Consider the following 25,726-nt stretch of genomic DNA (forward strand, 5'->3'; position numbering starts at 1 on the left):
GGGCGAGGTCATCAAGACGGTGCCCGAGTCGAAGATCGTGGAGACCCTGATCGAGGAGGCCATGAAGCTGGCCGAGCAGATGGAGAAGGACGGCGTGGCCTCCGGCGAGCCGTCCGTCGCGGTCGCGGGCTGAGCCCCACGCACCCTTCACGCGAGTCCCGTCACCCGTCGGTGGCGGGACTTCGTCGTACCTCCGCCCAGACGCATTTCCCCGGCCTGCGCGGCTCCACGCCCCACCGCTCGGCCAGTGTCTCCACCAAAAGCAGACCCCGCCCGGACTCGTCGACCGCCGGGTCCCCCGGGGGCCGGTGCGCGGGGAGGCGCTCGGTGCGGGTGTCGGAGACCTCCAGCCGTACGCCGTACGGCGTCTCGACCAGCCGTAGGTGGAAGTCCCGCCCCGGCACATGCCCGTGCCGTACGGCGTTGGCGGCCAGCTCGGCGGCGATCAGGGTGACGGTCTCGTTGAAGGTGCCGTCGTAGGGGTGCCCCCACTCGTGGAGCCGATGCGAGACGAGACGCCGGGCGAGCCGGGCGCCCCGGGGACTGGACGTGAACCGCATCTCGAACGCGTGCGCGGACGGGATGCGCCTCGGCATATGCCAGTCATGGGGAGTTGCTGACTTCATGGGGTTTACGCTCCCGCACGCTGCGTAGCGTTGAACAGCGGCTGAACCGCGACCGTCGGGCGTTGTACGTGATCGGGGCGCGTCTGTACGCGAGCTGAGCCGTAACCGGTGCTGCGCCAGGAGCGGTGAGGGGTGTATGAGCGACGATCAGGCCGTGGGGACGGGTGTGCCGCACATCTTCGGGCGGCAGTTGAAGAGGCTGCGGACGTGGGCGGGGATGGGACGTGCGGAACTCGGCGCGCGTACGGGGTACTCGGAGTCGACGATCGCCTCCTTCGAGCAGGGGAGACGGATTCCGTCGCGGCAGTTCATCGGGCAGGCGGATGAAGTGCTGGACGCGCATGGGGTGTTGCTGGAGTTCGTCGAGGAGATGGAGAGGGCGCAGTATCCGCCGTTCTTCCAGGATGCGGCGAAGTTGGAGAAAGAGGCGGTGGAGTGGCATGTGTACGACGCCCTCGTGGTCAACGGTCTGTTGCAGACGGAGGACTACGCGCGGGCGGTGTTCGCCATGAGGCGGCCTTTGCTGGACGAGGACGTCGTCGACCAGCGTGTGACAGCTCGGTTGGCCCGTCAGTCGATCTTCTCCAGGAAGCCGGCGCCCGTCATCAGCTTCGTGATGGAGGAGTCGATCCTCCGTAGGCGTCTGGGCGGAACGGCTGTCATGCGGGGCCAGTTGGAACAGATTCTGCTCGTCGGGCAGCAGCGGAACGTCGAGATCCAGGTCATGCCGAACGACCGCGAGGAGCACGCGGCACTCGCTGGCCCCTTCACGTTGATCGAGACGACGGAAGGGCGCAGGATCGCCTATGCGGAGGTGCATACGTACAGCCGCCTCTTCACCGACCGTCGAGCTGTCAGGGAGTTGGAGGAGCAGTACAGCCTTCTGCGCGCCCAGGCCCTGACCCCGCGCGAATCACTGACTTTCGTAGAGAGGTTTCTGGGAGAGACATGAACACCCAAGAGCCATCCGAGCTTGTGTGGTTCAAGAGCACCTACAGCAGCGGCGAGGGAGGTCAGTGCCTCGAAGTCGCCCTGAGCTGGCGCAAGTCCAGCTACAGCGACGGCGAAGGCGGCCAATGCCTAGAGATCGCTCCCTGCCCCACCGCCATCCACATCCGTGACTCCAAGCACGCTCCCGACACCGGTCCCACCCTCACCCTCCCACCCGCCGCCTGGGAGGCCTTCGTCGGGTTCGCCGCTCGGTGATCGTGCCCTTACCGGGTGCTACGGGGCGGCGCCCACGAGGTACGCCAGGTACAGTGCGGAGATCAGCAGATCCCAGGGTGAGGCATCCGCACTTGTTGACGCAGACCACCACCCGGGTCCTCGAGCCGAGTGACCTGGACGCCGCACTCGCCGTCCTCGACCGCGAGCCGGTCACGAACGCCTTCGTGACGTCCCGGGTGCAGGTCGCGGGCCTCGACCCGTGGCGCCTGGGCGGCGAGATGTGGGGCTGGTACGAGGACGGCATGCTGACGTCGCTGTGCTACGCGGGCGCCAACCTCGTGCCGATCTGCGCGACCCCGCGCGCGGTGCGCGCCTTCGCCGACCGTGCCCGGCGGGCCGGCCGCCGCTGCTCATCGATCGTCGGACCCGCCGGGCCCACCGCCCAGCTGTGGCGGCTGCTGGAGCCCGGCTGGGGCCCGGCCCGAGAGGTCCGCGCCCATCAGCCGCTCATGATCACCGACCGTATGCCCGCCGACATCGCCCCGGATCCGTATGTCCGCCGCGTCCGCAAGGACGAGATGGAGACGATCATGCCGGCGTGCGTGGCGATGTTCACCGAGGAGGTCGGCGTCTCCCCGATGGCGGGCGACGGCGGGCTGCTCTACCAGGCCCGGGTCGCCGAACTCGTCGGCGCCGGACGGTCCTTCGCCCGGCTCGACGACCACGGCCGGGTCATGTTCAAGGCGGAGATCGGCGCGGCCACCCCGAGGGCCTGCCAGATCCAGGGCGTGTGGGTCGCCCCCGAGTACCGCGGCCAGGGCCTCGCGGCGCCCGGTATGGCAGCCGTGCTGCGCTATGCGCTGCACGAGGTGGCGCCGGTGGCGAGCCTGTACGTCAACGACTACAACACCGCGGCCCGACGGACCTACCTCAGGGTGGGGTTCCAGGAGGTCGGCGCCTTCATGAGCATTCTGTTCTGAGAGCGGCTCGATGCCCCGGTAGGCTCCAGGCATGCCGCGTACCCCCGTCGACGTAGTGATCGGCCCCCTGGACCTGTCCGCCCGCGTCGACGAGGCGCTCGCGGTGCAGGCCGTAGCGTTCGGGCTCGGCGCCGAGGAGGTCGCCGTGCGCCGCCAGATCGTGCTGCGGCACATGAACTACCCGGGTGCGCGTGCACTGGGCGCCACCACCGTCGACGGACGGCTCGCCGGGTTCGTCTACGGCATGCCCAACGACCGTACGCACTGGTGGTCCACCGTCGTCGAGCCCTATCTGCGCGCCCAGGGGCACGACGACTGGCTCGACAGCTCCTTCGTGATCACCGAACTCCATGTCCACCCGGCCTACCAGAACCGGGGCATCGGCCGCGGCCTGATCACCACCATCACCGACGCCGCCGCCCAGCCGCGCTCGATCCTCTCGGCGATCGACACGGACAGCCCGGCCCGCGGCCTGTACCACTCCCTGGGCTATGTGGACCTGGCCCGACGGGTGGTCTTCCCCAGCGCGCCGAAGCCGTACGCCGTAATGGGCGCTCCCTTGCCACTCCGCCGCCGTTAACGGATTTCCACCGGCACAGCAAGCCCGGCTAACCTCCTAGCCATCAGCCTCCTCCCTGCGCGGTCTCGCCCGGGCGGGGGGATCCCATCGGCAGGAGTACGAGAAACCATGGCGAACGCACCGGTCCAGCGCATGTCCCAGTTGATGGCGAAGACGCTGCGCGACGACCCGGCGGACGCCGAGGTCCTCAGCCACAAGCTGCTGGTCCGCGCCGGCTACGTGCGTCGTACCGCCGCAGGCGTGTGGACCTGGCTGCCGCTCGGCAAGAAGGTCCTCGCCAACGTGGAGCGGATCGTCCGCGAGGAGATGGACGCGATCGGCGCGCAGGAGGTGCTGCTCCCCGCCCTGCTGCCGCGCGAGCCGTACGACGCGACCGGCCGCTGGGACGAGTACGGCGCCGAGCTGTTCCGCCTGAAGGACCGCAAGGGCGGCGACTATCTGCTCGGCCCGACCCACGAGGAGATCTTCACCCTCCTGGTGAAGGACCAGGCGTCCTCGTACAAGGACCTCCCGGTCATCCTCTACCAGATCCAGACCAAGTTCCGGGACGAGGCGCGGCCGCGCGCGGGCATCCTGCGCGGCCGTGAGTTCCTGATGAAGGACTCGTACTCCTTCGACCTGGAGGACGAGGGCCTGGCCCACTCCTACGCCCTGCACCGCCAGGCCTACCAGCGGGTCTTCGAGCGCCTCGGCCTCGACTACCGGATCGTCGCCGCGACCGCGGGCGCGATGGGCGGCTCCAAGTCCGAGGAGTTCCTCGCCCCGGCCGAGGCCGGCGAGGACACCTTCGCCGACTGCCCGAACTGCGACTTCGCCGCGAACACCGAGGCGATCACCTACGAGCTGAAGCCGGTCGACGCCGGCGAGGTGCCCGCGCCGGAGGAGATCCCCACCCCGGACACCCCGACCATCGAGACCCTCGCCGCCTCGCTCGGCGTCCCGGCCTCCGCCACCCTGAAGAACCTCCTGGTGAAGGTCGACGGCGAGATCGTCGCCGTCGGTGTCCCCGGCGACCGGGAGGTCGACATGGACAAGGTCGAGGCGCACTTCGCGCCGGCCTCCGTCGATCTGGTCACCGTCGACGACTTCGTCGCCCGCCCCGACCTGGTGCGCGGCTACGTCGGCCCGCAGGGTCTGGAGAAGGTCACGTACATCGCCGACCCGCGGGTGGCCCCCGGCACCTCCTGGATCACCGGCGCCAACAAGGAGGGCATGCACGCCAAGAACGTGGTCGCCGGCCGCGACTTCGAGGTCGACGCCTACGTCGACGTCGTGGTGGTGCGGGAGGGCGACCCGTGCCCCAAGTGCGGCACCGGCCTCAAGCTCGACCGCGCCATCGAGATCGGCCACATCTTCCAGCTGGGCCGCAAGTACGCCGACGCCCTCAAGCTCGACGTCCTCGGCCCGAACGGCAAGCCGGTCCGCGTGACCATGGGCTCCTACGGCATCGGTGTCTCCCGCGCGGTGGCCGCGCTCGCCGAGCAGACCGCCGACGAGCAGGGCCTGTGCTGGCCCGCGGAGGTCGCCCCGGCCGATGTGCACGTGGTGGCGGCGGGCAAGGCGCTCCAGACCGAACTGGCCCTCGACGTGTCCGGGAAGCTCGCCGAGGCCGGCCTCCGCGTCCTGGTCGACGACCGGGCCGGTGTCTCCCCGGGCGTGAAGTTCACGGACGCCGAGCTGATCGGTGTGCCGAAGATCCTGGTGGCCGGACGCCGCTCCGGCGAGGGCGTGCTGGAGCTCAAGGACCGCCGCACCGGCGAGCGCGAGGAGCTGACGGTGGACGAGGCGGTCGCCCGCCTCACCGCCTGACGGTCCGCGCCCTTCTGCGCGGCGACGGCCGCCGGTCTCCGAGACCGGCGGCCGTCGGCCTCTCCCACGGCTCCGGCCTCTTCGACGGATTCGGGACCGCTACAGCCAGGTCGCGAACTCCAGCAGCAGTTCCGCGTCCTGGGTGCGGCCCACCCGGCGGGCCCGCACCCCCGACTCGACCGCCCGGAACAGCGTCCAGCCGCGCAGCCGCTCCTGGTCCAGATCCAGCGACTCCGCGAGCCGCTTCACCCGGCGGCGGGTGATCGACGCACCCGAGGGTGCCGCGATCAGGTCCTCCACCCGGTCGCGCACCAGGCGCGCCAGATCGAAGGCGCACTCGCCGACCACCGGATCCGGGCCCACCGCCAGCCACGGCATCCGCTCCCCGGCGAGGATCTTGCTCTGGCGCAGGGTGCCGTGCAGCAGCCGCTCCTCGGGCGGAGCGGCGAGCAACTGCTCACGGGCCGCTAGCGCCGCCTCGATCAGCGGCGCGGCCTCGGGATCCGTCCGGGCGCCCTCCCGCATCGCCTGGGCCTGTCGCCCGGTGCGCCCGGCGACCGTCTCGAAACCGTGCCCGGCGGGCGGCTCGACCCACAGCCGGCGCAGCGTACCCGCCGCCTCCAGCAGGGCCTTCGCCTCCGGCAGCGAGCGCACCGACATCTCCGGATGGAGCCGCTCCAGCAGCAAGACGCCCTGCTCGGCGTCCGCGTCCAGGAGCCGTACGGCCCCCGAGCCGTTCCAGTGCACGAGCGCCGCCCGCTCGCTCTCCGGCCGCGCCCTGGGCGGCGCCAGCTTCAGTACTGCGGGCGTGCCGTCCGCCTGCCGCACCAGCAGCACCAGGCTGCTGCGGCCGCCCGGCGCCTGCACCCGCTCCACGGTCAACCCGCGTAGATCCACGGCCTGCCGGATCAGCCCGGGCAGTGTGGCCAGCCACTCGGTGCCGCCGTCCCGGTGCGTCTCGCCCAGCGCCCGCACGAGACGCCGCGGCGGTTCGAAAGCCATGCGCGAGTTGTTCCCTTCCAGGTCGGCTTCGCACGCGTGCGAGATGCGCGTACGCCTACGTCCCGCGGCGCCGCTCAGGTCCGCGGTGTCACCGACGCGGTGGGGGAGGCCGCCGCCCGCTCGGCCAGACCAGGGAAGGCTACGCTCTCGCCGCTCCAGCGCACCGCCCGCACCGCCGCCTCCCGCAGCGCCTCGGCCGCGGACCGCCGCCGCGCGCCCGTCGACGCCCGCACCAGGTCCGAGTACACCCCGGCCACCCGCTCCTCCAGTTCGGCGGCGAGCCGCACGGCGGCGGCGGAGTCGGGGAGGGTGAAGGGCAGCGCGTACCCGGCCGCGGCGGGCTCCGGCGTACCGCCCAGGTCCCGTACCGCCCGGGCCAGTTCGTCCCGCCGGGCGCGGTGGGCGTCGTAGGCGGCCTGTGCATCCGCCCGGCGGGTCCGCTCGACGCGTCCGCCGACGACGCCGTAGCCGTAGACCGCGGCGTGCTCGGCGCGCAGGGCGGCCTGCAGGGCCGCCAGCTCGCCGCCGTCCTTCGGCGTGCTGTCGCTGTCGCTCATCTTCCGCCCTCCGTCAGCAGATACACATGGGCGGCCCCGGCCGCCGCCACGGACGCCATCAGCCGGGCCAGCTCACCCGGCACGTCCAGCAGCGCGGCCGCCCGCCGGTCGGCCAGGGTCCGTTCGGCCGCGGCCAGCCCGGCGAGAGCGGCCTTCGGGTCCGCAGGGACGGCGGACGCCGAGGGGGACGCGGATCCCGAGGTGGACGGGGACCCCGAAGTGGACGGGGATCCCGAGGTGGACGGGGATCCCGAGGTGGACGGGGATCCCGAGGTGGACGGGGATCCCGAGGTGGACGGGGACCCCGAAGCGGACGGGGACGCCGACCCGGAAGCAGCGGGGGATGCGGACCCCTGAGCGGACGGGGACGCCGACCCCGAAGCGGACGCCGAGTTCCCGGGGTGGGCGCCCGAACTCCCAGGGTGGGCACCGAGCGCCTGTGCGTGCCGGACGTTCTCCGCGCGCAGCGGGCCCAGCCGGGCCGCCAGCGCCGGATGGGCGGCGATCACGGCGGCGTAGCGCTGCGCCAGCTCCTCGCTGTCGCGGGCGGCACGCGCGCGTACCCGGTCGGCGGCCGAGGTGCCGCGGCCCGGGCCGGTCGTATCGGCGGCGGCGGAACAGCCCGCGACCAGCGCGGCACCCGCGGCCGACGCGAGCAGACTCCTTCTGCGCAGACGGGTGCGCGAGTGCGGAGGGAACGGCACGGCAGACGTCCTCGAAGACCTCGTACGAACGGATGGGCGGCTGCCCGTGATCACCGTACCCGCGCACCGCCCCACTGATCGCCATCGGCTCGGCCGGGCCGGGGCCCCCAAGGGTCCGGCCGGGCCCGCGGGCGGCCGGGAGGCGGTGCCGGTGGACGGCAACACCCTCCGGGACCGGATACCCTTTGACCTGACACGCGACCATCCCACAACAGCACACGCGGCCGAGGAGTCACCCGGATGAGCACCACCCAGAGCGAGAGGCTGCGAGAACTTCTGGAACCGCTCGTCAGCTCCCAGGGTCTTGACCTCGAAGAGATCGCGGTGGACTCCGTAGGCCGCAAGCGTGTGCTGCGCGTCGTCGTCGACTCCGACACCGGAGCGGACCTGGACCAGATCGCCGATGTGAGCCGCGAGCTCTCGGCGAAGCTCGACGAGACGGACGCGATGGGCGAGGGTGAGTACACCCTCGAGGTCGGAACCCCGGGCGCGGAGCGCCTCCTCAGCGAACACCGGCACTACGTACGGGCCGAGGGCCGGCTGGTGAGGTTCCAGCTGGCCGAGGGCGGCGAGCTGGTCGCCAGGATTCTGCGGGTCGACGACGAGGGAGTCGACCTCGAGGTGCCGGGTGTGAAGGGCCGCAAGGCCACCACCCGCAGACTCGCCTTCCCGGAGATCGACAGGGCGCGCGTACAGGTCGAGTTCAACCGCAAGGACACGAAGGACATGAAGGAAGAGGAGGAGGCGTAGCCGTGGACATCGACATGAGTGCCCTGCGGGGCTTGGTTCGGGAGAAGGAGATCTCCTTCGACCTGCTGGTCGAGGCGATCGAGGCGGCCCTCCTCATCGCCTACCACCGCACCGAGGGAAGCCGCCGCCACGCGCGCGTGGAGCTCAACCGGGAGACCGGCCATGTGACTGTGTGGGCGAAGGAGGACCCCGAGGACCTCGAGGAGGGGCAGGAGGCGCGCGAGTTCGACGACACCCCGTCGGGTTTCGGCCGCATCGCCGCCACCACCGCGAAGCAGGTCATCCTGCAGCGTCTGCGCGACGCGGAGGACGACGCGACGCTCGGCGAGTACGCGGGCCGCGAGGGCGACATCGTCACCGGTGTGGTCCAGCAGGGCCGCGACCCGAAGAACGTGCTCGTGGACATCGGCAAGCTGGAGGCCATCCTGCCGGTGCAGGAGCAGGTGCCGGGCGAGTCGTACGAGCACGGCAAGCGGATCCGGTCGTACGTCGTACGGGTGGCGAAGGGTGTGCGCGGTCCGTCCGTCACCCTCTCGCGCACGCACCCCAATCTGGTGAAGAAACTCTTCGCCCTGGAGGTGCCGGAGATCGCCGACGGGTCCGTCGAGATCGCCGCGATCGCCCGCGAGGCCGGCCACCGTACGAAGATCGCCGTCCGGTCCACCCGATCGGGTCTGAACGCCAAGGGCGCCTGCATCGGCCCCATGGGCGGCCGGGTCCGCAACGTCATGGGCGAGCTGAACGGCGAGAAGATCGACATCGTCGACTGGTCGGACGACCCGGCCGAGATGGTGGCGAACGCCCTCTCCCCGGCCCGTGTCTCCAAGGTGGAGGTCGTGGACCTCGCGGCGCGCTCCGCCCGGGTGACGGTCCCGGACTACCAGCTGTCGCTGGCGATCGGCAAGGAAGGGCAGAACGCCCGCCTCGCCGCCCGTCTGACCGGCTGGCGGATCGACATCCGACCGGACACCGAGCAGCCCGCCGACCGGCAGGGATGAGATCTCCGGCCCCGGCCGGGGAATAGATCCCCGGCCGGGCGTCGCTGAGATCACGACAGTTTTTTACGCAGCAGGTGTTCGATTCTTGCCCCAAAGGGGTGAGGTCGCTGCGGGGAGGTAGACTTAAGCGTGTCTGGCCGGACGCATGCCCGCGCATGCCCTGAGCGCACCTGTGTGGGGTGCCGGGAGCGAGCGGCCAAGATCGAACTGCTGCGCACCGTGGTGATCGAGGACGACTGCGTCCCCGATCCTCGCGGTACGCTGCCCGGCCGGGGTGCCTATGTGCACCCCGTGTCGGCTTGTCTCGACCTGGCGGTCCGCCGCCGGGCGTTCCCCAGGGCGCTCCGCGTCCCGGGGCCGCTCGACATAAAGGCGTTGCGCCAGTACGTCGAGCAGACCGAAGGTTGCCGACAGCGCGTAGCTGAGCAGGTAACACCGTAAGACGCGCCGCGTGGATCCCCGTGCGGTCTGGTACCTCGCGAGTCGAAAGCAGGTCGAGATTGCGATGAGCACTCGATGAGTACGCGATGAGTACGCCCATGAACTAGCGACGGTCCGGCCGCAACCCGGACCTCAAAGGAGCGAAGTGGCTAAGGTCCGGGTCTACGAACTCGCCAAGGAGTTCGGTGTGGAGAGCAAGGTCGTCATGGCCAAGCTCCAGGAACTCGGTGAATTCGTCCGTTCGGCGTCCTCGACGATCGAGGCGCCCGTAGTACGTAAGCTGACCGACGCCTTGCAGCAGGGCAACGGCGGCGGGAAGCCCGCCGCCCCCCGCAAGGCCGCACCGGCCAAGCCGGCCGCGCCCTCCCCGGCGCAGGCCGCACGTCCGGCTGCCCCGCGCCCGCCGGCGCCCAAGCCCCCGGCGGCCGAGCGCCCCGCGGCCGAGCGTCCGGCGGCTCCCGCCCCGGGCCCGCGGCCGACGCCCGGCCCGAAGCCCGCGCCGCGGCCCGCCCCGGCGGCCCCGGCCCCGAGCACGCCCGAGTTCACGGCACCGCCGTCGGCTCCGGCTGCCCAGACGCCGACCCCGGCTCAGGCCCCCCGTCCGGGAGCCCGTCCCGGCGCCCCGAAGCCCGGCGCACGTCCCGACGCGCGCGGTCAGGGTCAGGAGCGTGGTCAGGGTGCTCGTCCGGGTGCCCCGCGTCCGGGTGGCCAGGGACAGCGTCCCGGTGCCCGTCCGGCCGGTCCCCGTCCGGGCAACAACCCCTTCACCTCCGGTGGCTCCACCGGTATGGCGCGCCCGCAGGCGCCCCGTCCGCAGGGCGGCCCCCGTCCGGGCGGCCCGGGCGGTGCTCCCGGCGGCCCGCGTCCGCAGGGTGCGGGTCAGGGCGGTCCCCGTCCGCAGGGTGCCGCCGGTGGCGGTCCCCGTCCGCAGGCTCCGGGCGGCCCGCGCCCGACTCCGGGCTCGATGCCCCGTCCGCAGGGCGGTCCGCGTCCCGGCGGCGGCCCCGCGGGTCCGCGTCCGAACCCCGGCATGATGCCGCAGCGTCCCGCTGCCGGCCCGCGTCCCGGCGGCGGCCCCGGCGGCCGTGGTCCGGCCGGTGCCGGTCGTCCCGGCGGCGGCGGTCGTCCGGGTGGTGGCGGCTTCGCCGGTCGTCCCGGTGGCGGCGGCGGTGCCGGTCGTCCCGGTGGCGGCGGCGGCTTCGCCGGTCGTCCCGGTGGCGGTGCTCCCGGCGGTGGCGGCGGCTTCGGCGGTGGCGGCGGTGGCCGTCCCGGCTTCGGCGGTCGTCCCGGTGGTCCGGGTGGCCGCGGTGGCACGCAGGGTGCGTTCGGCCGTCCCGGCGGACCGGCGCGTCGTGGCCGCAAGTCGAAGCGGCAGCGCCGTCAGGAGTACGAGGCCATGCAGGCCCCGTCGGTCGGCGGTGTGATGCTGCCTCGCGGCAACGGCGAGGCCATTCGCCTGTCGCGCGGTGCGTCGCTCACCGACTTCGCGGAGAAGATCAACGCCAACCCGGCGTCCCTCGTCGCGGTCATGATGAACCTCGGCGAGATGGTCACGGCCACGCAGTCCGTCTCCGACGAGACCCTGCTGCTCCTCGCCGGCGAGATGAACTACACGGTTCAGATCGTCAGCCCCGAGGAGGAGGACCGCGAGCTGCTCGAGTCCTTCGACCTGGAGTTCGGTGAGGACGAGGGCTCCGAGGAGGACCTGGTCGTCCGTCCGCCGGTCGTGACCGTCATGGGTCACGTCGACCACGGTAAGACCCGTCTGCTCGACGCCATCCGCAAGACGAACGTCATCGCGGGCGAGGCCGGTGGCATCACCCAGCACATCGGTGCCTACCAGGTCGCGACCCAGGTCAATGGCGACGACCGGGCGATCACCTTCATCGACACCCCGGGTCACGAGGCGTTCACCGCCATGCGTGCCCGCGGTGCCAAGTCGACGGACATCGCGATCCTCGTGGTCGCGGCCAACGACGGTGTGATGCCGCAGACGGTCGAAGCCCTGAACCACGCCAAGGCGGCCGAGGTGCCGATCGTGGTCGCGGTCAACAAGATCGACGTCGAGGGCGCCGACCCGACCAAGGTGCGCGGTCAGCTGACCGAGTACGGCCTCGTGGCCGAGGAGTACGGCGGCGACACGATGTTCGTCGACATCTCCGCCAAGCAGGGCCTGCACATCGACAGCCTGCTGGAGGCCGTGGTCCTCACGGCCGACGCCGCCCTGGACCTTCGGGCCAACCCGAACCAGGACGCGCAGGGCATCTCGATCGAGTCCCGTCTCGACCGCGGCCGCGGTGCCGTGGCGACGGTCCTCGTCCAGCGAGGCACGCTGCGAGTCGGCGACACGATGGTGGTCGGCGACGCGTACGGCCGCGTCCGGGCGATGCTCGACGACAACGGCAACAACGTGGCCGAGGCCGGCCCGTCGACGCCGGTGCAGGTCCTGGGTCTGACCAACGTCCCGGGTGCCGGCGACAACTTCATCGTGGTCGAGGAGGACCGTACGGCCCGCCAGATCGCGGAGAAGCGTGCCGCCCGCGAGCGGAACGCCGCGTTCGCCAAGCGCACGCGCCGTGTCTCGCTCGAGGACCTGGACAAGGTGCTCAAGGCCGGCGAGGTCCAGCAGCTGAACCTGATCATCAAGGGTGACGCTTCTGGTTCGGTCGAGGCCCTGGAGTCCTCCCTGCTGCAGCTCGACGTCGGCGAAGAGGTCGACATCCGCGTCCTGCACCGCGGCGTCGGTGCGGTCACGGAGTCGGACATCGACCTGGCGATGGGCTCGGACGCCATCGTGATCGGCTTCAACGTCCGCGCGGCAGGCCGCGCGGCGCAGATGGCCGAGCGCGAGGGCGTGGACGTCCGGTACTACTCGGTCATCTACCAGGCGATCGAGGAGATCGAGGCGGCCTTGAAGGGCATGCTGAAGCCGGAGTTCGAGGAGGTCGAGCTCGGTACGGCGGAGATCCGCGAGGTCTTCAAGTCGTCCAAGCTGGGCAACATCGCCGGTGTCCTCATCCGCTCGGGCGAGGTCAAGCGCAACACCAAGGCGCGCCTCCTCCGCGACGGCAAGGTGGTCGCGGAGAACCTCACCATCGAGGGCCTGCGTCGCTTCAAGGACGACGTCACCGAGATCCGCGAAGGGTTCGAGGGTGGTATCAACCTCGGCAACTTCAACGACATCAAGATCGACGACGTCATCGCGACGTACGAGATGCGCGAGAAGCCGCGGGTGTAACACCCCGCAGCGGGTGTGACCGCCGACGGATCACCGCCGGCCGACGGGACCTGGTCCCGTCGGCCGGCGTGCCGTCTGCCCGGGGCTTCGGCCCCGGCACCCCGCCCCTGGCCCGACGGCCTCCGGTGAAAACCCCGTCGAGCCGCCTCCGGTGTTCGTTGTACGGTTTTCGTGTCCCTGCCCCTTCCGGCGGCGGGGCCATCGATCCCGTACCGGCGGGTCATCCGGATCCATACATGTATGTGGGGACGCTGTCCTTCGACCTCCTCCTGGGCGACGTACGGTCGCTGAAGGAGAAGCGCTCCGTCGTCCGCCCGATCGTCGCCGAACTTCAGCGGAAGTACGCGGTGAGCGCGGCCGAGGTGGACCACCAGGATCTCTACCGGCGGGCCGGTATAGGCCTCGCGGTGGTCGCCGGCGACGCGGGGCACGTGACCGACGTACTCGACCAGTGCGAGCGGCTGGTCGCCGGGCGCCCCGAGGTGGAGCTGCTGTCCGTGAGACGGCGCTTCCACGGCGACGACGACTGAGCATTGAACACAGACAGGAAAGAACGGGAGACGGACCAGTGGCCGACAACGCGCGGGCGAAGAGGCTGGCGGACCTCATCCGAGAGGTGGTGGCCCAGAAGCTGCAGCGCGGGATCAAGGACCCGCGGCTCGGCACACACGTCACCATCACGGACACCCGGGTGACGGGTGATCTGCGGGAGGCGACCGTCTTCTACACGGTGTACGGGGACGACGAGGAGCGGAAGTCGGCGGCCGCGGGCCTGGAGAGCGCCAAGGGCATCCTGCGCTCCGAGGTCGGGCGCGCCGCGGGGGTGAAGTTCACGCCCACCCTCACCTTCGTCGCGGACGCCCTGCCGGACACGGCACGGACCATCGAGGACCTCCTCGACCAGGCGCGCGCCTCCGACGCGAAGGTGCGCGAGACGGCCACGGGCGCTTCGTACGCCGGTGAGGCCGACCCGTACAAGAAGCCCGACTCCGACGACGAGACGGACGACACCTCGGCATGACCCAGCAGCACACCACGCCCGACGGCCTTGTCATCGTCGACAAGCCGTCGGGCTTCACTTCGCACGACGTCGTCGCCAAGATGCGCGGGATCGCCCGGACCCGGCGTGTCGGACACGCCGGCACCCTCGACCCGATGGCGACCGGCGTGCTCGTCCTCGGTGTGGAGAAGGCCACCAAGCTCCTCGGGTACCTCGCCCTGACGGAGAAGGAGTACCTGGGCACCATCCGGCTCGGGCAGAACACCGTCACGGACGACGCCGAGGGCGAGATCATCTCCTCCGCCGACGCCTCCGGGGTCACCCGGGACGCCATCGACGCGGGGATCGCCAAGCTGACCGGTGACATCCTTCAGGTGCCCTCCAAGGTCAGCGCGATCAAGATCGACGGCGTGCGCTCGTACAAGCGGGCGCGTGACGGCGAGGACTTCGAGATCCCCGCGCGGCCCGTCACCGTCTCCTCCTTCACGGTGTACGACGTCCGGGACGCCGTCGCCGAGGACGGCACCCCGGTGCTGGACCTGGTGGTCTCCGTCGTCTGCTCCTCCGGGACCTATATCCGGGCCCTCGCCCGCGACCTGGGCGCGGACCTCGGGGTCGGCGGCCACCTCACCGCGCTGCGGCGCACCCGCGTCGGGCCGTACAAGATCGACTCCGCGCGCACCCTGGACCAGCTCCAACAGGAGCTGACCGTGATGCCGATCGCCGACGCCGCCGCGGCGGCGTTCCCCCGCTGGGACGTGGACGCCAAGCGGGCCCGGCTGCTGACCAACGGTGTGCGTCTGGAGATGCCCGAGGAGTACGCGAACCGGGGCACCGTCGCTGTCTTCGACCCTGAGGGCCGCCTGCTCGCGCTGGTCGAGGCGTCCAAGGGGAAGGCGAAGAGCCTGGCGGTGTTCGGCTGACGCCGTTGTCGGTTCGAGCCCGTGGAGCGGCGAGCACGGGGTTCGAGCCGCCGCTCCACGGTCCCCCCTCGGTTCCCCCTCCCAGAGGTCTATCCATCCCCCCTCGCCTATTCACCCCATCGAGCAGGCGCTCGGAGTGAACCGAGGGAGCGGAAGGGGGCGCGTTCGCCGCAAGATCTGTTCCGTTGATCACCAGCGGCCTACCGTCGGGCTCAGGCACGGCGGGGAGGTTCGAGCATGGCGGTACCAGGCCCTCGGACACGGGACGGCGGCGAGGCAGGGCACGGCACGGATTCCGCCCTTGTGAGGGTGTGCGACCCGGCCGGACGCCCTCGTGGAACCGGGTTCGCGATCGACCACCAGGGCACGCTGATCACCAGCCACGAGGCCGTCGACGGACTGGCCCGTCCGGTGCTGCACACAGCGGACGGCCGCGTGTGCGTGCTGGACGCCGACGCGGTGACCCCGCTGCCGTACGCCGACCTCGCCCTCCTTCGCACCGAGGGGCTGGGCCTGGACCCGCTCCCGGTCACGGCCCGGGACCGGATCGAGACCGGCACATACGTGAAGATCGCCGCGGGCGGCTGGCGCGAGGCCCGGGTGCTCGACACGACCGCGGCCACCTACCGGGCCACCGACTGCCCCCGCCTCGTCGACGACACCCTGGAACTGGCGCTCGGCACGGCGGGTACCGAGGCGCTCCGCCCGGGCGGCGGGGCCGCCGGCGGACCGGTCCTCGACGCCGCCACCGGTGCCGTGCTGGCCGTGCTCGGCACCCGCCTGCACACGGATCAGCGGGCCACGGGGTTCGCCGTACCGCTGCGGGGGCTCGGACAGCCCCTCGACGAGCTGCTGGACCGCAACGCGCGGACCGTCCCCGCCCACGGGGAGGACCTGAACCTCGCGGGAGTCCTGGACCTCACGGCGAGGGCAGCGGGGACGGGCGGCCCGCCCGACGACCGCCTCACCGTCCGACGCACGCGTCTCATCGAGGAGTTCACCGCCTTCGAGCGCAGCGAGCGCGTCGTCCTGGCGCTCGTCGGCGCCCCCGGCAGCGGCCGTACGACGGAACTCGCCGCCCTGGCCGCACGGTGTGCCCGGGACCCCGAGCCGATCCCGGTGCTGCGGCTGCGCGGGGCGGACCTCAGGGAGACCGACCCCTCCCTGGCCGCAGCCGTGGCACGGGCGCTGCACCGGACCGGCGGCGGGCAGCCTCCCGTCGACGGCGAGCCAGGCGGAGTCCTGCCCGAGCGTCTCGCGCGGGTCGCGCGGGACGCCGGGCGACCGTTGCTGCTGCTCCTCGACGGCCCCGAGGAGATGCCGCACGGTCTCGCCCGCAGACTCCCGGGGTGGACGCGGGAGACGGCCGCCTGGCTGCGCGATTCCGGGGCACGACTGGTGACGGCCTGCGGGCCGGAGCACTGGGAGCAGGCCGGGACGCGGTTCCCGCAGGAGCTGCTGTACGGGGCGCGCGCGGGGGAGCCGGGGGCGCATCCGTCCGCGCCGGGCGGGTCCCACCCGGGCCCGGTGCCGGACCGTCTGCCGCCCTGCGTGGCGCTCGGCGATCTCAGCCCGGCCGAGGCACACGAGGCCCGGGCCCGCCATGGCATCCCGGAAGGCCTCCTCCAGGACTCCGACGCCCGGCACCCGCTGACCCTGCGCCTGCTGGGGGAGGTGCGCGCCGCGCTCCCTGATGTGACGGGTGAGCCGGACCTGCCCTGCGCGCCGGGCGCGGAGGACCTGCCGTGCGCGCCGGTCGACCGTGACGAGGTGTTCTCCGCCTATGTCGATCTGGTCTGCCTGCGCATCGCGGTGCGGCTCGCCGCGGAGAACGGCCTGCACGGCACGGCCGTACGCCGCCTCGCGGCCAAGGTCTCCGGGCAGGTCCACGACGCCGTCCGCCGCAGCCTGGGCCCCGGGCAGGGCGCCCTGGACCCCGTCGCCTTCGAGACCGTCTTCCCCTGGGGGCCCGCCGCGGGCCGACGGCTCGGCAACACCGCGGGCTGGGCCTGCGCCGTACTCGCCGAGGGCCTGATCCAGCCCGCGGGCCTGGGCTACCGCTTCGCCCACGAGGAACTCGCCCACTGGCTCCAGGGCAGGCACCTCGACCTGGACGCCGCCCTGCACACCCTGGTGCACCGGAGCGTGCCCGGCACGGGGGAGCACCCGGTGTCCTCCCTCGCCGCCACGGCCGCCGCACGCCGCCGCACCCGCCCCTTCCACCGGGCCGCCGTGGTGTCCCGTACCCAGCCCGTGCCGCGCCACCGCATCGGGCCGGTCGTGGAGGCGCTGCTCCATCTCGCCCGCCGAGAGGGCCCGGCCGGTCTCGCCCTGCGGCTGGAGGACCTGGTGCACGCGGTGGACGCGCTGCTGGAGCCCCGCCCCACGCCACCGGACGACGACGCGCTCTGGTGGGCCGCCCAGCTGCTCACCGACACCCTCGTCCGGCTCACCGACGCGAGGCCGTATCTGCATGTCCTGCGCCTCCTCGCCGACCGCGTCGTGCGGTGGCGGACCGCGGGACGGCGCGTCCCCCGGGCGTTCGCACCATGGTTCTGGACGGCACTGCCCGTACCGGAGGCGGAACGACTCGACCTGCTCCGAAGGCTGGTGACCGCCGACGAGCCCCCCGGCCGGTCCCGGCGGCCCCGGCCGGCTAGTGGCGCCGGCCACCGGCAGCCGGACGGGTCCGGTGGGGCCGCCCCGCCCCGGTACCTGGACGCCGTCGCCCGGCTGCTCGCGGACGACCCCGTCGCCGTACAGCGCCATCTCACCCGCTGGTTCGACGACGAGCGCCCGCTGCCCGCCACCCCGCACGCGACCGTCGCGACCGCCGCGCTGGCCCTGCTGCACACCCACCGGCACCGCGCCCCCGACGACCTGCCCGAGGCACTCGCGGACAGTGCGCACCGGCGCGGCGACGAACTGCTCGCGGTGCTCGCCGAGGAGGAACCGTCGGCCGTGTGCCGGGCCGTCGGCCGGTGGGCCCACGACGAGCGGCCCGCCCGGCGGGTGGCGGCGATGGCGTACGGACTGCGTGCCGCCCCGTACACCCGCACCGAGGCCGATCACGAGCTGCTGCGGCACGCCGCCTTCACCGTGCTCGCCCGACCCGCCGACTGCGCGGTCCACGGCGGCGCCCTCGCGCTCCTCGTACGCGATCCCCGCACCCGCACCCGGCATCTGCGGGGGGCCCTCGCCCGGTTCGCCGCCGGTGACCCCCAGTTGCCCCCGGACGCCCTGGTCACCGCCCTCGCCACCCATCCGGAACCGGTGCTCTGCGCGTTCCGCACCCGGCTGCGGCACTGCGGACCCGACACCGGCGAGACCCTGCGCGCCCTCGCGGACGCCACCACACCCGCCCTCGCCCACCAGGTCGCCGCCCTGATCCGCGAGGCCGCGGCACAAGGCCCGCAGGAGGCGAGCACCTTCGACCCGGGAACGAGTCTCGCGGAGCAGGTCGCCGCCCAGGTCGGCCGGCGGCTCGGCCACGGCCTCGAGGCCCGCGCCGTGCTGCTGCCGCTGGTCGCCGGGCTGCTCGACGGTGGATCCCCGGGGCTGCGGTCCGCGCTCGCCGTGGTCCTCGGCGCGCCCGGCGTCGAGGAGTCCCGCCCCCTGCGGCACGAACTGCTCGACCTGCTGCTCACCCAGGAGCGGGACCCCGCCGTCCTCGACGCCCTGCTGCGGGCCGCCGCCGAGGGGGCACAGGGCGGTGGGGAGACGCACGCCCGTGTGGTGATCCACCGGGCGGGCCTGCTGCTGGCCCGCACCCAGGAGGGCACCGCCCGACTGGACCGCGGCCTGCTCGATCTCGCCCGGCGGGTGCCGGGCTTCGCCCAGCTCCTCGCCCGCTGGCTGGCCGAGGCCCCGGCGGAGTGGGCCGCCCTGGTCGGCCCCGGCGGCCGCCGCATGATCGAGAGCCTCGCGTCCGTGCGGGTCCCGGCATGACCGGCACGGGCGGTCCTGCGGTGCGTGCCGCCCGTCACAGCAACCATGCCGATGCGGGCCGAGAGCGCGCGGCATGGCACCCTTAGACCTGCGTACAAGGCAAACACGGACACGGGTTCGACGAGGAGCGGTCACAGTGCAGCGCTGGCGTGGCTTGGAGGACATCCCCGAGGACTGGGGGCGCAGCGTCGTCACCATCGGCTCCTACGACGGTGTCCACCGCGGACACCAGCTGATCATCCGGCATGCGGTGGAGCGCGCCCGTGAACTGGGCGTCCCGTCGGTCCTCGTCACCTTCGACCCGCACCCCAGCGAGGTCGTGCGCCCCGGCAGCCACCCGCCGCTGCTCGCCCCGCACCACCGCCGCGCCGAGCTGTGCGCCGAGCTGGGGGTCGACGCGGTCCTGATCCTGCCCTTCACCACCGAGTTCTCCCGGCTCTCGCCCGCCGACTTCGTGGTCAAGGTCCTGGTCGACAAGCTGCACGCCAAGGCCGTGGTCGAGGGTCCCAACTTCCGCTTCGGCCACAAGGCCGCCGGAAACGTGGAGTTCCTGGCCGAGCAGGGCAAGACCTACGACTTCGAGGTCGAGGTGGTGGATCTGTACGAGTCCGGTGAGGCGGGCGGCGGCCAGCCCTTCTCCTCCACTCTGACCCGGCGGCTGATCGCCGAGGGCGACATGGAGGGCGCGAGCGAGATCCTCGGACGCCCGCACCGGGTCGAGGGCGTCGTGGTGCGCGGCGCGCAGCGCGGCCGCGACCTCGGTTTCCCGACCGCCAACGTCGAGACCCTGCCGCACACCGCGATCCCCGCCGACGGCGTCTACGCCGGATGGCTGCACGTCCTGGGCGAGGCGATGCCGGCCGCGATCTCCGTCGGCACGAACCCTCAGTTCGACGGCACCGAGCGGACCGTGGAGGCGTACGCCATCGACCGGGTGGGCCTGGACCTGTACGGGCTGCATGTCGCCGTCGACTTCCTCGCGTTCGTCCGCGGCCAGGCCAGGTTCGAGTCGCTCGACGCCCTGCTGGAGCAGATGGCGGAGGACGTGAAGCGCTGCCGCGAGCTGACCGCGGCCGCCCGGCCCACCGCCTGAACCCGACTTGTCGGGTTCGCTCGGTAAACCCCCTGCCACCGCGCTCAGTTGTAGAATCCTCGCTGTCCGTAAGGTCGGTGGAACGGAGTGAACCGGTGGCGACCGAGCAGGAGAAGGAAGCGCTGTACGCCATGGACATCAGCGGCGTCGAGTGGGTCGGCTCCCCTGACGGTCCCCAGGACGAGCGGGTGGAGATCGCATACCTGGAGGGCGGCGCCGTCGCGATGCGCAACTCCGCGGACCCCGACACGGTTCTGCGCTACACCGCGGCGGAGTGGCGGGCGTTCGTCCTCGGCGCGCGCGACGGGGAGTTCGATCTGCGGTAGCACCGCGGAGGCGTACCGACACGCTTGTGGCGACGCACGCGAACGCCAGAGGGTCGGCACTGTCACAGTGCCGGCCCTCTGGCGTTGCCGGCCGGTTCCTCGCCGGCCGGTCCGCTACTGCTGTGTCCAGCCGGGCGGTACGGGGCCCTGCTGGGGCTGCTCCTGCTGCGGAGCCTGGGGCTGCTGCCAGCCCTGGCCCGGCGCCGGCTGCTGCTGCCAGCTCTGCCCGGGTGCCGGCGGCTGCTGCTGCCAGCCCTGACCGGGGGCGGGCGGCTGCTGCCAGCCCTGTCCCTGCTGGGGGGCACCACCGGGCTGCCCGTAGGGCTGCTGCGGCTGCTGCGGGGGTGCGTACCCCTGCGGGGGCTGCTGGTACTGCAGATTCGGGTTGCCGAAGCCCTGCTGGGTACGGGCGATGTCCTCGGCGATGAGCGCGGCGAGATCGAAGTACGCCTCGCGGGTCTTGGGACGCATCATGTTGAGGTCCACCTCGGCACCCGCCGCGAGGTGTTCGTCGAAGGGCACCACGAGGACACCGCGGCAGCGGGTCTCGAAGTGCGCGACGATGTCCTCGACCTTGATCATCTTGCCGGTCTCCCGGACACCCGAGATCACGGTGACCGACCGCTGGACGAGATCGGCGAACCCGTTCGCCGACAGCCAGTCGAGCGTGGTCGAAGCGCTGCTCGCGCCGTCCACCGAGGGCGTGGAGATGATGATCAACTGGTCGGCGAGGTCCAGGACTCCACGCATCGCGCTGTAGAGCAGACCGGTACCCGAGTCCGTGAGGATGATCGGGTACTGCCGGCCCAGCACCTCCAGGGCGCTGCGGTAGTCCTGGTCGTTGAACGTGGTGGAGACCGCCGGGTCCACGTCATTGGCGATGATCTCCAGACCGGAGGGCGCCTGCGAGGTGAAGCGGCGGATGTCCATGTAGCTGTTCAGCTGCGGGATCGCCTGCACCAGGTCACGGATGGTGGCACCCGTCTCGCGCCGCACCCGTCGGCCGAGGGTGCCGGCGTCGGGGTTGGCGTCGATCGCGAGGATCTTGTCCTGGCGCTCGGTGGCGAGCGTGGCGCCGAGCGACATGGTCGTCGTGGTCTTGCCCACGCCACCCTTGAGGCTGATCACCGCGATCCGGTAGCAGGACATCACCGGCGTACGGATCAGCCCCAGCTTCCGCTGGCGCTCGGCCTCCTCCTTCTTGGCGCCGAACTTGAACCGGGACGGACCCGCGTTGTTCTTGCGGGCTTTGGGCTGGTTGCGCAGCAGCCGGTCGGAGGACAGCTCCACGGCGGCGTTGTAACCGAGCGGGGTGCCGGGAGCGGCCTGGTGCTGCGCGGCACCGGGTCCGGCCTGGGGGCCGACCGGGGCGGTCCAGCCCTGGTTGCCGTAGGCAGCGGGGGGCTGCGGGGGCGTCTGCTGCTGCGGCGGCACGGCCTGGGCCGGAGGCTGCTGCTGCTGGGGCGCGGGCTGCTGCGGCTGAGGCTGCGGTCGGGCGGGCGGCTGCGGGTAGCCGTAGCCGTCCTGGGGCGGATAGCCGTACGCGACCGGCCCGGGCTGCTGCTGCTGCTGCGGCTGCTGCGGCGGGGGCCCGGGCTGGGCGGGCGGCTGCGGGTAGCCGTATCCGGCGGCCTGCGGCTGGGGCGGCTGAGGCTGCGCGGGCGGCTGGGGATAGCCGTATCCGGCGGCCTGCGGCTGCGGCGGCTGGGGCTGCGCGGGCGGGGGCGCCTGCCGCGGGTCGGCCGGCGGCTGACCCTGCGTCGGGAACGCGGGCGGCTGGGCCGGCCCGAACGAACCCTGCGAGGGCACCTGATGCTCGGGCTGGGCGGGCGGCTGCGGGTAGCCGTATCCGGCGGCCTGCGGATGCGGATGCGGCTGCGCGGGCGGGGGCGCCTGCCGCGGCACTCCCGGGACCGGCTGTGCCGGCACATAGCCCTGCGGCAGCGGCGGAAGCTCCTGCTCCGGCTGGGGTTGTGCCTGCGCCGGGAGGGGACCGGGGGCGGGCTCTGCCTCCGTGCGTGCCTCGGCGTCCGCGCCTGACTCCGCGTCTGTTTCCGCCGGTGCCTCCGGCTCTGCCTCCGCCGTCGCGGACGACGGGTCGGTGTCGGCGTCCTCGGCCGCGGGGGCGGCGGGTTCCGCGACGGACGGGGCGTCCGTCGCCTCGTCGACGTCCGCACCGGGCACGGACCCGGCGGAGTCACCCGGCTCCGCCACCGCGTCGCCGCGCTCCTCCTCCGGCTCCTCGTCGTCGGGGCCGTCGCCGAACAGCCGCTGGGCCTCGGCGTCGGCGGCCGCATGGTTCAGCTCGGGCATCGGTTGCGCGGGCATCGGCTGCTCGGGGGCGGCCTGCCGGGGGACGCTCGCCACGGGGGCGGCTGCCGGAGGCGGGGCGGCCTGGGCGTCCTCGTCGACCGGGCGCAGCACGGGGAAGCCGGGCGCGGCGGTCGGCTGCGCCGGGGGCTGCTGTTGCTGCGGCTGCCCGTACCCACCCGGCGCACCCTGGTCCGGCTGGGGCGCGCCCGGTCCCGCCTGCTGCGGGTAGCCGTAGCCGCCGGGCGGCACCGCGCCCGCGGCCGCCGCCGGAGGAGTGCCCGGGGCGGAGTGCTGCTGCGGGAATCCGTAGCCACCCGTCGCGTAGGGGTTGGCGGCGGGCGCGCCGTGCGCGGGCGGCTGCGAGGCGCCCTGGGCGTACGGCGGTGCCGGAGGCTGGGGCGCCGGAGCCTGCGGGGCGGGCGCCTGGGGTGCAGGGGCCTGCGGGGCGGCGTGCGGCGGTACGGGAGTCTGCGGGGCGGCGGCGTGCGGCGGTACGGGAGCCTGGGGCGCGGTGGCGTGCGGCGGTACGGGAGTCTGCGGGGCGGCGGCGTGCGGCGGTACGGGAGCCTGGGGCGGGGCGGCGTGCGGTGCGGGACCGGGACCGCCCGGCGGCCCGGTGGGCACCCCGACGGCCGGACCGACCGGCGGTCCGGGAGACGGCGGTGGCGGCGCCTGGCCGGCGTCCCGGGGCCCGCCGGCCGGCGAGCCTGACTGCGTGCTTTGGGCGTACCAGGCGGGAGGCGTGTAGACGATTTCGAACTCGCCGGTGAGGTCAACCTCTTGATCGTCCCCGTCCGAGGACGGGCTGCCGCCGTTGTACTCGGACCGATCGCTGTTCACTGCTTGCCTCCTGGTCAGCCACTGCTGCTGAGTTGGTCGTCGTCGCGGCCGGGCGGACCGAGTGGCGAGCCCCACGCGGCTGCGATCGTCACCGCATCACCAGAAGACTAATCACTCGTATCGCGGGAGGGAAAAGTGGCCGTGGGGGTGGCCGACCGGCAGCACACCCACCGGAACGACGAGCCGTCAGTCCATCCGGCGGGCCACGCCGAGCAGGCCCGTCTCCGCGTCCGTGGGCTCGGTCATGACGAACTTGCGGTGCTTGCGGGTGCACCACAGGGCGACGCCGTCATACAGCGTCGGCAGCGCCTGCAGCTGCTCGTCCGGGATGCCCAGAGTGTCCCGTACGACCTCCGTCTCCTGCGGCGAGATGCGCTGGATACCGACCAGTTGGGCCTGGGCCAGCCAGCGCGGCGCGTGCTCGCTGACGAAGGGCAGCACCGTCACGACGGCCTGCCACGGCAGAGAGGTCACCCGCCCGCGCGGCGGACGGACGCCGCAGTCCCGGATCAGCACCACCGGGCTGGAGACCGAGGGACCCTGCGCGGGTACCCGCCCCACCGGATAGACCGTCACACACTGCTGGCCGCCACCGGCCGCCTGCGCCAACTGCTGCCAGGCCCCCGGACGGCCGGTCTCCACCCCCACGCGTGCCCCCGTCGCGGCGGCGCGCAGCGCCAGCACCTGGGCGAGCCAGAGACCGCCCACGAGGACGACGTCGAACGGCGTCGGACGGGACAGACCGAGCACGGCCGGCTGCGACTCCGTGTCGGTGCCGATGATCACACCGTCGTCACCGATCGGCATGCTGACCGCGGCCAGCTCGTCGACGGTGACGACATGGCGGTTGCGGCGCGGTCCGCGCAGCCCGAATCCCGGGCTGAACACGCGCCGTTGCTCCTGCGGCGCCTGCGGCCCCGAAATGATCGGGATCAGCCCGGTGTCGGTGGGCGAGGCCACATGCGCCGGCATGCGCCCGGGGGCCCGGCCGCGCTGCCCCGATTCCATGGCCGTAGCGGGATGGGACATCAGTACGTACCTCCGAGCGGCAAAGTGGCGAGGGCTCCGGGGACCTGCTCCCGGTCGAGGCGCACCAGACCGACCTTCGCGGCGCTCGCGGCCCGCTCCAACTCCCGGCCCACCTGGCCGAGTTCACTGTCACCGCGGGCGGTGATGCGGATGTGCCCGGTGAGGGAGACGCCCCGGCTGCCGGCCCTGCCCAGGGTCACACTGAACGTGGTGGCGAGCACGGGGAGCGAGGTGAACCGCGTGACCAGCTCGGGCAGCGCCACACCGCCGCCCCCCAACTGCGGCCAGCGGGAGAGCCAGTACGTGGTGTGCCACCGGTCGTCGACGCGCCAGCTGCGCACCGACTCGACCGTACGGCGCTGGGCCGGCCGCCCGTCCTGGGCGTGCTGCGCGTTGGCCCGCGGGTTCAGACAGCTGGACGTCGCGAGCGCCTGCACCAGCTCGTTCTCGTCCAGAATGGTCGCCTTGAAGCCGGCCCCGGCCAGCCGGCTCACCAACTGGTCCGCCACCCGCAGCAGTGCGCGCTGCGCCCCGGGAACGCCGTCACCCCGGGCCTGGACCGCCTCCGGGCACAGCTCCGGGTCGAGCTTGAGGGCGACCCAGGTGAGCCGCAGCGCGGGCGAGCCGGACTGCGCCTGGAGAGGACCGTAGGACCGTACGGCGACAGCCTGCGGCGGCAGATGGGGCGCGGGCGCGGGCTGTGTGTGCTGCACGATCTGCGCGGACGCCAGCCGGATCCCGTCGACCTCCAGCGCCTCGTGGACCAGTCGGAGCGGCAGCTGCCGCCCGGCGGACTCGGGACGCAGCGGCTGGTCACCGGGCTGCACGAAGAGCACGGCGGTCACGAAGGTGCCGTCGCCGATCATGCCGATCGAGCGGTTGTCACGGGACACGAAACGGTACGTCCGCAGCGCCGGGTCGCACTCCACGGCGGGGGCCAGCATCGGGTCCGTCCCCGGCGGGACGGGCAGCTTGGCGTCGCGTTGACGGCGCCTCAGCGCGCGCCGCGTCTCGTACCACTCGGGCAGCGGCCGGTGCCCCCGGCGCAGCACCGCGAGAAGCAGCAGCAGCGCCGCCACGGCACCGGCCGGCGCCAGCAGCCAGGAGGCGTCGGCGACCCAGGCGACCAGCATGACCGCCGCCGCCAGCTCCACCAGAACGAGCTGCGGCAGCCGTACCGGACCCATGCCGCCCGGGCTGGGCAGCAGACGCGGCGACGCGGCGGAGGGCGTCGAAGACGGCACCCGTCTGCGGTCCGGGCCGTCCTGTTGCTGCTGTGCGCGGCCTCCGCGCCGAGTGCTCGTAGCGCTGGTCATCCCCCGGGACATCCCTTTCGCGAAATAGTGGCCGTACGTCGGCCGGAGATCCTCTGCGGAGATCCCGGCGACGGGCCAGGGGCACC

The 25,726-nt window shown here is 72.9% G+C and carries 22 protein-coding genes and 1 pseudogene; 16 read left to right on the forward strand and 7 right to left on the reverse strand.

What is annotated here, in order from left to right:
* Positions 1-133 (forward strand): annotated as a pseudogene (locus ACFY2Z_RS34970) (4-hydroxy-3-methylbut-2-en-1-yl diphosphate synthase); the annotation flags it as partial.
* A 28-nt stretch (positions 134-161) separates the two neighbouring features.
* Here the strand turns inward: ACFY2Z_RS34970 and ACFY2Z_RS34975 are convergent.
* Positions 162-626 (reverse strand): ATP-binding protein, encoded by a 465-nt coding sequence (locus ACFY2Z_RS34975; RefSeq protein ID WP_390748028.1) that lies wholly within the window; start codon positions 624-626, stop codon positions 162-164.
* 136 nt (positions 627-762) lie between these two features.
* On the opposite strand from ACFY2Z_RS34975, the gene ACFY2Z_RS34980 reads away from it, so the two are divergent.
* The 5 genes from ACFY2Z_RS34980 (at position 763) to ACFY2Z_RS35000 (ending at position 5,162) form a co-directional block, all read left to right on the forward strand.
* Positions 763-1,578 (forward strand): helix-turn-helix domain-containing protein, encoded by an 816-nt coding sequence (locus ACFY2Z_RS34980; protein ID WP_390748029.1) that lies wholly within the window; start codon positions 763-765, stop codon positions 1,576-1,578.
* Positions 1,575-1,832, forward strand: a complete 258-nt coding sequence (locus ACFY2Z_RS34985) for a DUF397 domain-containing protein (RefSeq protein WP_390748030.1) — start codon at positions 1,575-1,577, stop codon at positions 1,830-1,832. The genes ACFY2Z_RS34980 and ACFY2Z_RS34985 overlap by 4 nt, the downstream gene beginning before the upstream one ends.
* Positions 1,833-1,924: 92 nt before the next feature.
* Positions 1,925-2,773 (forward strand): GNAT family N-acetyltransferase, encoded by an 849-nt coding sequence (locus tag ACFY2Z_RS34990; protein ID WP_390748031.1) that lies wholly within the window; start codon positions 1,925-1,927, stop codon positions 2,771-2,773.
* 31 nt (positions 2,774-2,804) lie between these two features.
* Positions 2,805-3,353: a GNAT family N-acetyltransferase gene (locus ACFY2Z_RS34995; RefSeq protein ID WP_390748032.1), complete on the forward strand. Its 549-nt coding sequence runs from the start codon at positions 2,805-2,807 to the stop codon at positions 3,351-3,353.
* 108 nt (positions 3,354-3,461) lie between these two features.
* The gene (locus ACFY2Z_RS35000) at positions 3,462-5,162 is read left to right on the forward strand and encodes a proline--tRNA ligase (protein WP_390748033.1); all 1,701 of its coding nucleotides are present in this window, start codon (positions 3,462-3,464) and stop codon (positions 5,160-5,162) included.
* A 99-nt stretch (positions 5,163-5,261) separates the two neighbouring features.
* Here the strand turns inward: ACFY2Z_RS35000 and ACFY2Z_RS35005 are convergent, their stop codons facing one another.
* The 3 genes from ACFY2Z_RS35005 to ACFY2Z_RS35015 all read right to left on the reverse strand — a co-directional run bounded on the left by ACFY2Z_RS35005 (position 5,262) and on the right by ACFY2Z_RS35015 (position 7,425).
* Positions 5,262-6,164, reverse strand: coding sequence for an aminoglycoside phosphotransferase family protein (locus ACFY2Z_RS35005; protein ID WP_390748034.1), 903 nt, complete (start codon positions 6,162-6,164; stop codon positions 5,262-5,264).
* Between the two features lie 74 nt (positions 6,165-6,238).
* Complete coding sequence (locus tag ACFY2Z_RS35010) at positions 6,239-6,721, reverse strand: ferritin-like domain-containing protein (RefSeq protein WP_390748035.1); 483 nt, start codon at positions 6,719-6,721, stop codon at positions 6,239-6,241.
* A complete protein-coding gene (locus ACFY2Z_RS35015) occupies positions 6,718-7,425 on the reverse strand; it encodes a hypothetical protein (protein ID WP_390748036.1) in 708 nt (235 codons plus the stop codon). The genes ACFY2Z_RS35010 and ACFY2Z_RS35015 overlap by 4 nt, the downstream gene beginning before the upstream one ends.
* Positions 7,426-7,665: 240 nt before the next feature.
* On the opposite strand from ACFY2Z_RS35015, the gene rimP reads away from it, so the two are divergent.
* From rimP to ACFY2Z_RS35065, 10 genes are all read left to right on the forward strand, one after another.
* Complete coding sequence (rimP, locus tag ACFY2Z_RS35020) at positions 7,666-8,175, forward strand: ribosome maturation factor RimP (protein ID WP_390748037.1); 510 nt, start codon at positions 7,666-7,668, stop codon at positions 8,173-8,175.
* Positions 8,176-8,177: 2 nt separating this feature from the next.
* Complete coding sequence (nusA, locus tag ACFY2Z_RS35025; protein WP_311697213.1) at positions 8,178-9,173, forward strand: transcription termination factor NusA; 996 nt, start codon at positions 8,178-8,180, stop codon at positions 9,171-9,173.
* Between the two features lie 129 nt (positions 9,174-9,302).
* A complete protein-coding gene (locus tag ACFY2Z_RS35030) occupies positions 9,303-9,614 on the forward strand; it encodes a YlxR family protein (RefSeq protein WP_390748038.1) in 312 nt (103 codons plus the stop codon).
* 145 nt (positions 9,615-9,759) lie between these two features.
* On the forward strand, positions 9,760-12,852 hold the full coding sequence (infB, locus tag ACFY2Z_RS35035; protein ID WP_390748039.1) for a translation initiation factor IF-2: 3,093 nt from the start codon (positions 9,760-9,762) through the stop codon (positions 12,850-12,852).
* A gap of 236 nt (positions 12,853-13,088) precedes the next feature.
* Positions 13,089-13,382, forward strand: a complete 294-nt coding sequence (locus ACFY2Z_RS35040) for a DUF503 domain-containing protein (RefSeq protein WP_311697210.1) — start codon at positions 13,089-13,091, stop codon at positions 13,380-13,382.
* A 38-nt stretch (positions 13,383-13,420) separates the two neighbouring features.
* Entirely contained in the window at positions 13,421-13,873 is a 453-nt protein-coding gene (rbfA, locus tag ACFY2Z_RS35045) for a 30S ribosome-binding factor RbfA (RefSeq protein ID WP_311697209.1), read from the forward strand.
* A complete protein-coding gene (gene truB / locus ACFY2Z_RS35050; RefSeq protein WP_390748040.1) occupies positions 13,870-14,775 on the forward strand; it encodes a tRNA pseudouridine(55) synthase TruB in 906 nt (301 codons plus the stop codon). The genes rbfA and truB overlap by 4 nt, the downstream gene beginning before the upstream one ends.
* A gap of 237 nt (positions 14,776-15,012) precedes the next feature.
* Positions 15,013-18,723: a trypsin-like peptidase domain-containing protein gene (locus ACFY2Z_RS35055; protein WP_390748041.1), complete on the forward strand. Its 3,711-nt coding sequence runs from the start codon at positions 15,013-15,015 to the stop codon at positions 18,721-18,723.
* A gap of 136 nt (positions 18,724-18,859) precedes the next feature.
* Complete coding sequence (locus tag ACFY2Z_RS35060) at positions 18,860-19,816, forward strand: bifunctional riboflavin kinase/FAD synthetase (protein WP_390748042.1); 957 nt, start codon at positions 18,860-18,862, stop codon at positions 19,814-19,816.
* A 95-nt stretch (positions 19,817-19,911) separates the two neighbouring features.
* A complete protein-coding gene (locus ACFY2Z_RS35065; RefSeq protein WP_311697205.1) occupies positions 19,912-20,142 on the forward strand; it encodes a DUF397 domain-containing protein in 231 nt (76 codons plus the stop codon).
* Positions 20,143-20,256: 114 nt separating this feature from the next.
* Here the strand turns inward: ACFY2Z_RS35065 and ACFY2Z_RS35070 are convergent, their stop codons facing one another.
* The 3 genes from ACFY2Z_RS35070 to eccE all read right to left on the reverse strand — a co-directional run bounded on the left by ACFY2Z_RS35070 (position 20,257) and on the right by eccE (position 25,640).
* Complete coding sequence (locus ACFY2Z_RS35070) at positions 20,257-23,295, reverse strand: SCO5717 family growth-regulating ATPase (protein WP_390748043.1); 3,039 nt, start codon at positions 23,293-23,295, stop codon at positions 20,257-20,259.
* Positions 23,296-23,481: 186 nt separating this feature from the next.
* The gene (locus ACFY2Z_RS35075; RefSeq protein ID WP_390748044.1) at positions 23,482-24,324 is read right to left on the reverse strand and encodes a hypothetical protein; all 843 of its coding nucleotides are present in this window, start codon (positions 24,322-24,324) and stop codon (positions 23,482-23,484) included.
* Entirely contained in the window at positions 24,324-25,640 is a 1,317-nt protein-coding gene (eccE, locus tag ACFY2Z_RS35080; protein WP_390748045.1) for a type VII secretion protein EccE, read from the reverse strand. The genes ACFY2Z_RS35075 and eccE overlap by 1 nt, the downstream gene beginning before the upstream one ends.
* Positions 25,641-25,726 lie beyond the last annotated feature (86 nt).

Source organism: Streptomyces sp. NPDC001222 (assembly GCF_042896945.1).
GTDB classification, from domain to species: domain Bacteria; phylum Actinomycetota; class Actinomycetes; order Streptomycetales; family Streptomycetaceae; genus Streptomyces; species Streptomyces gibsoniae.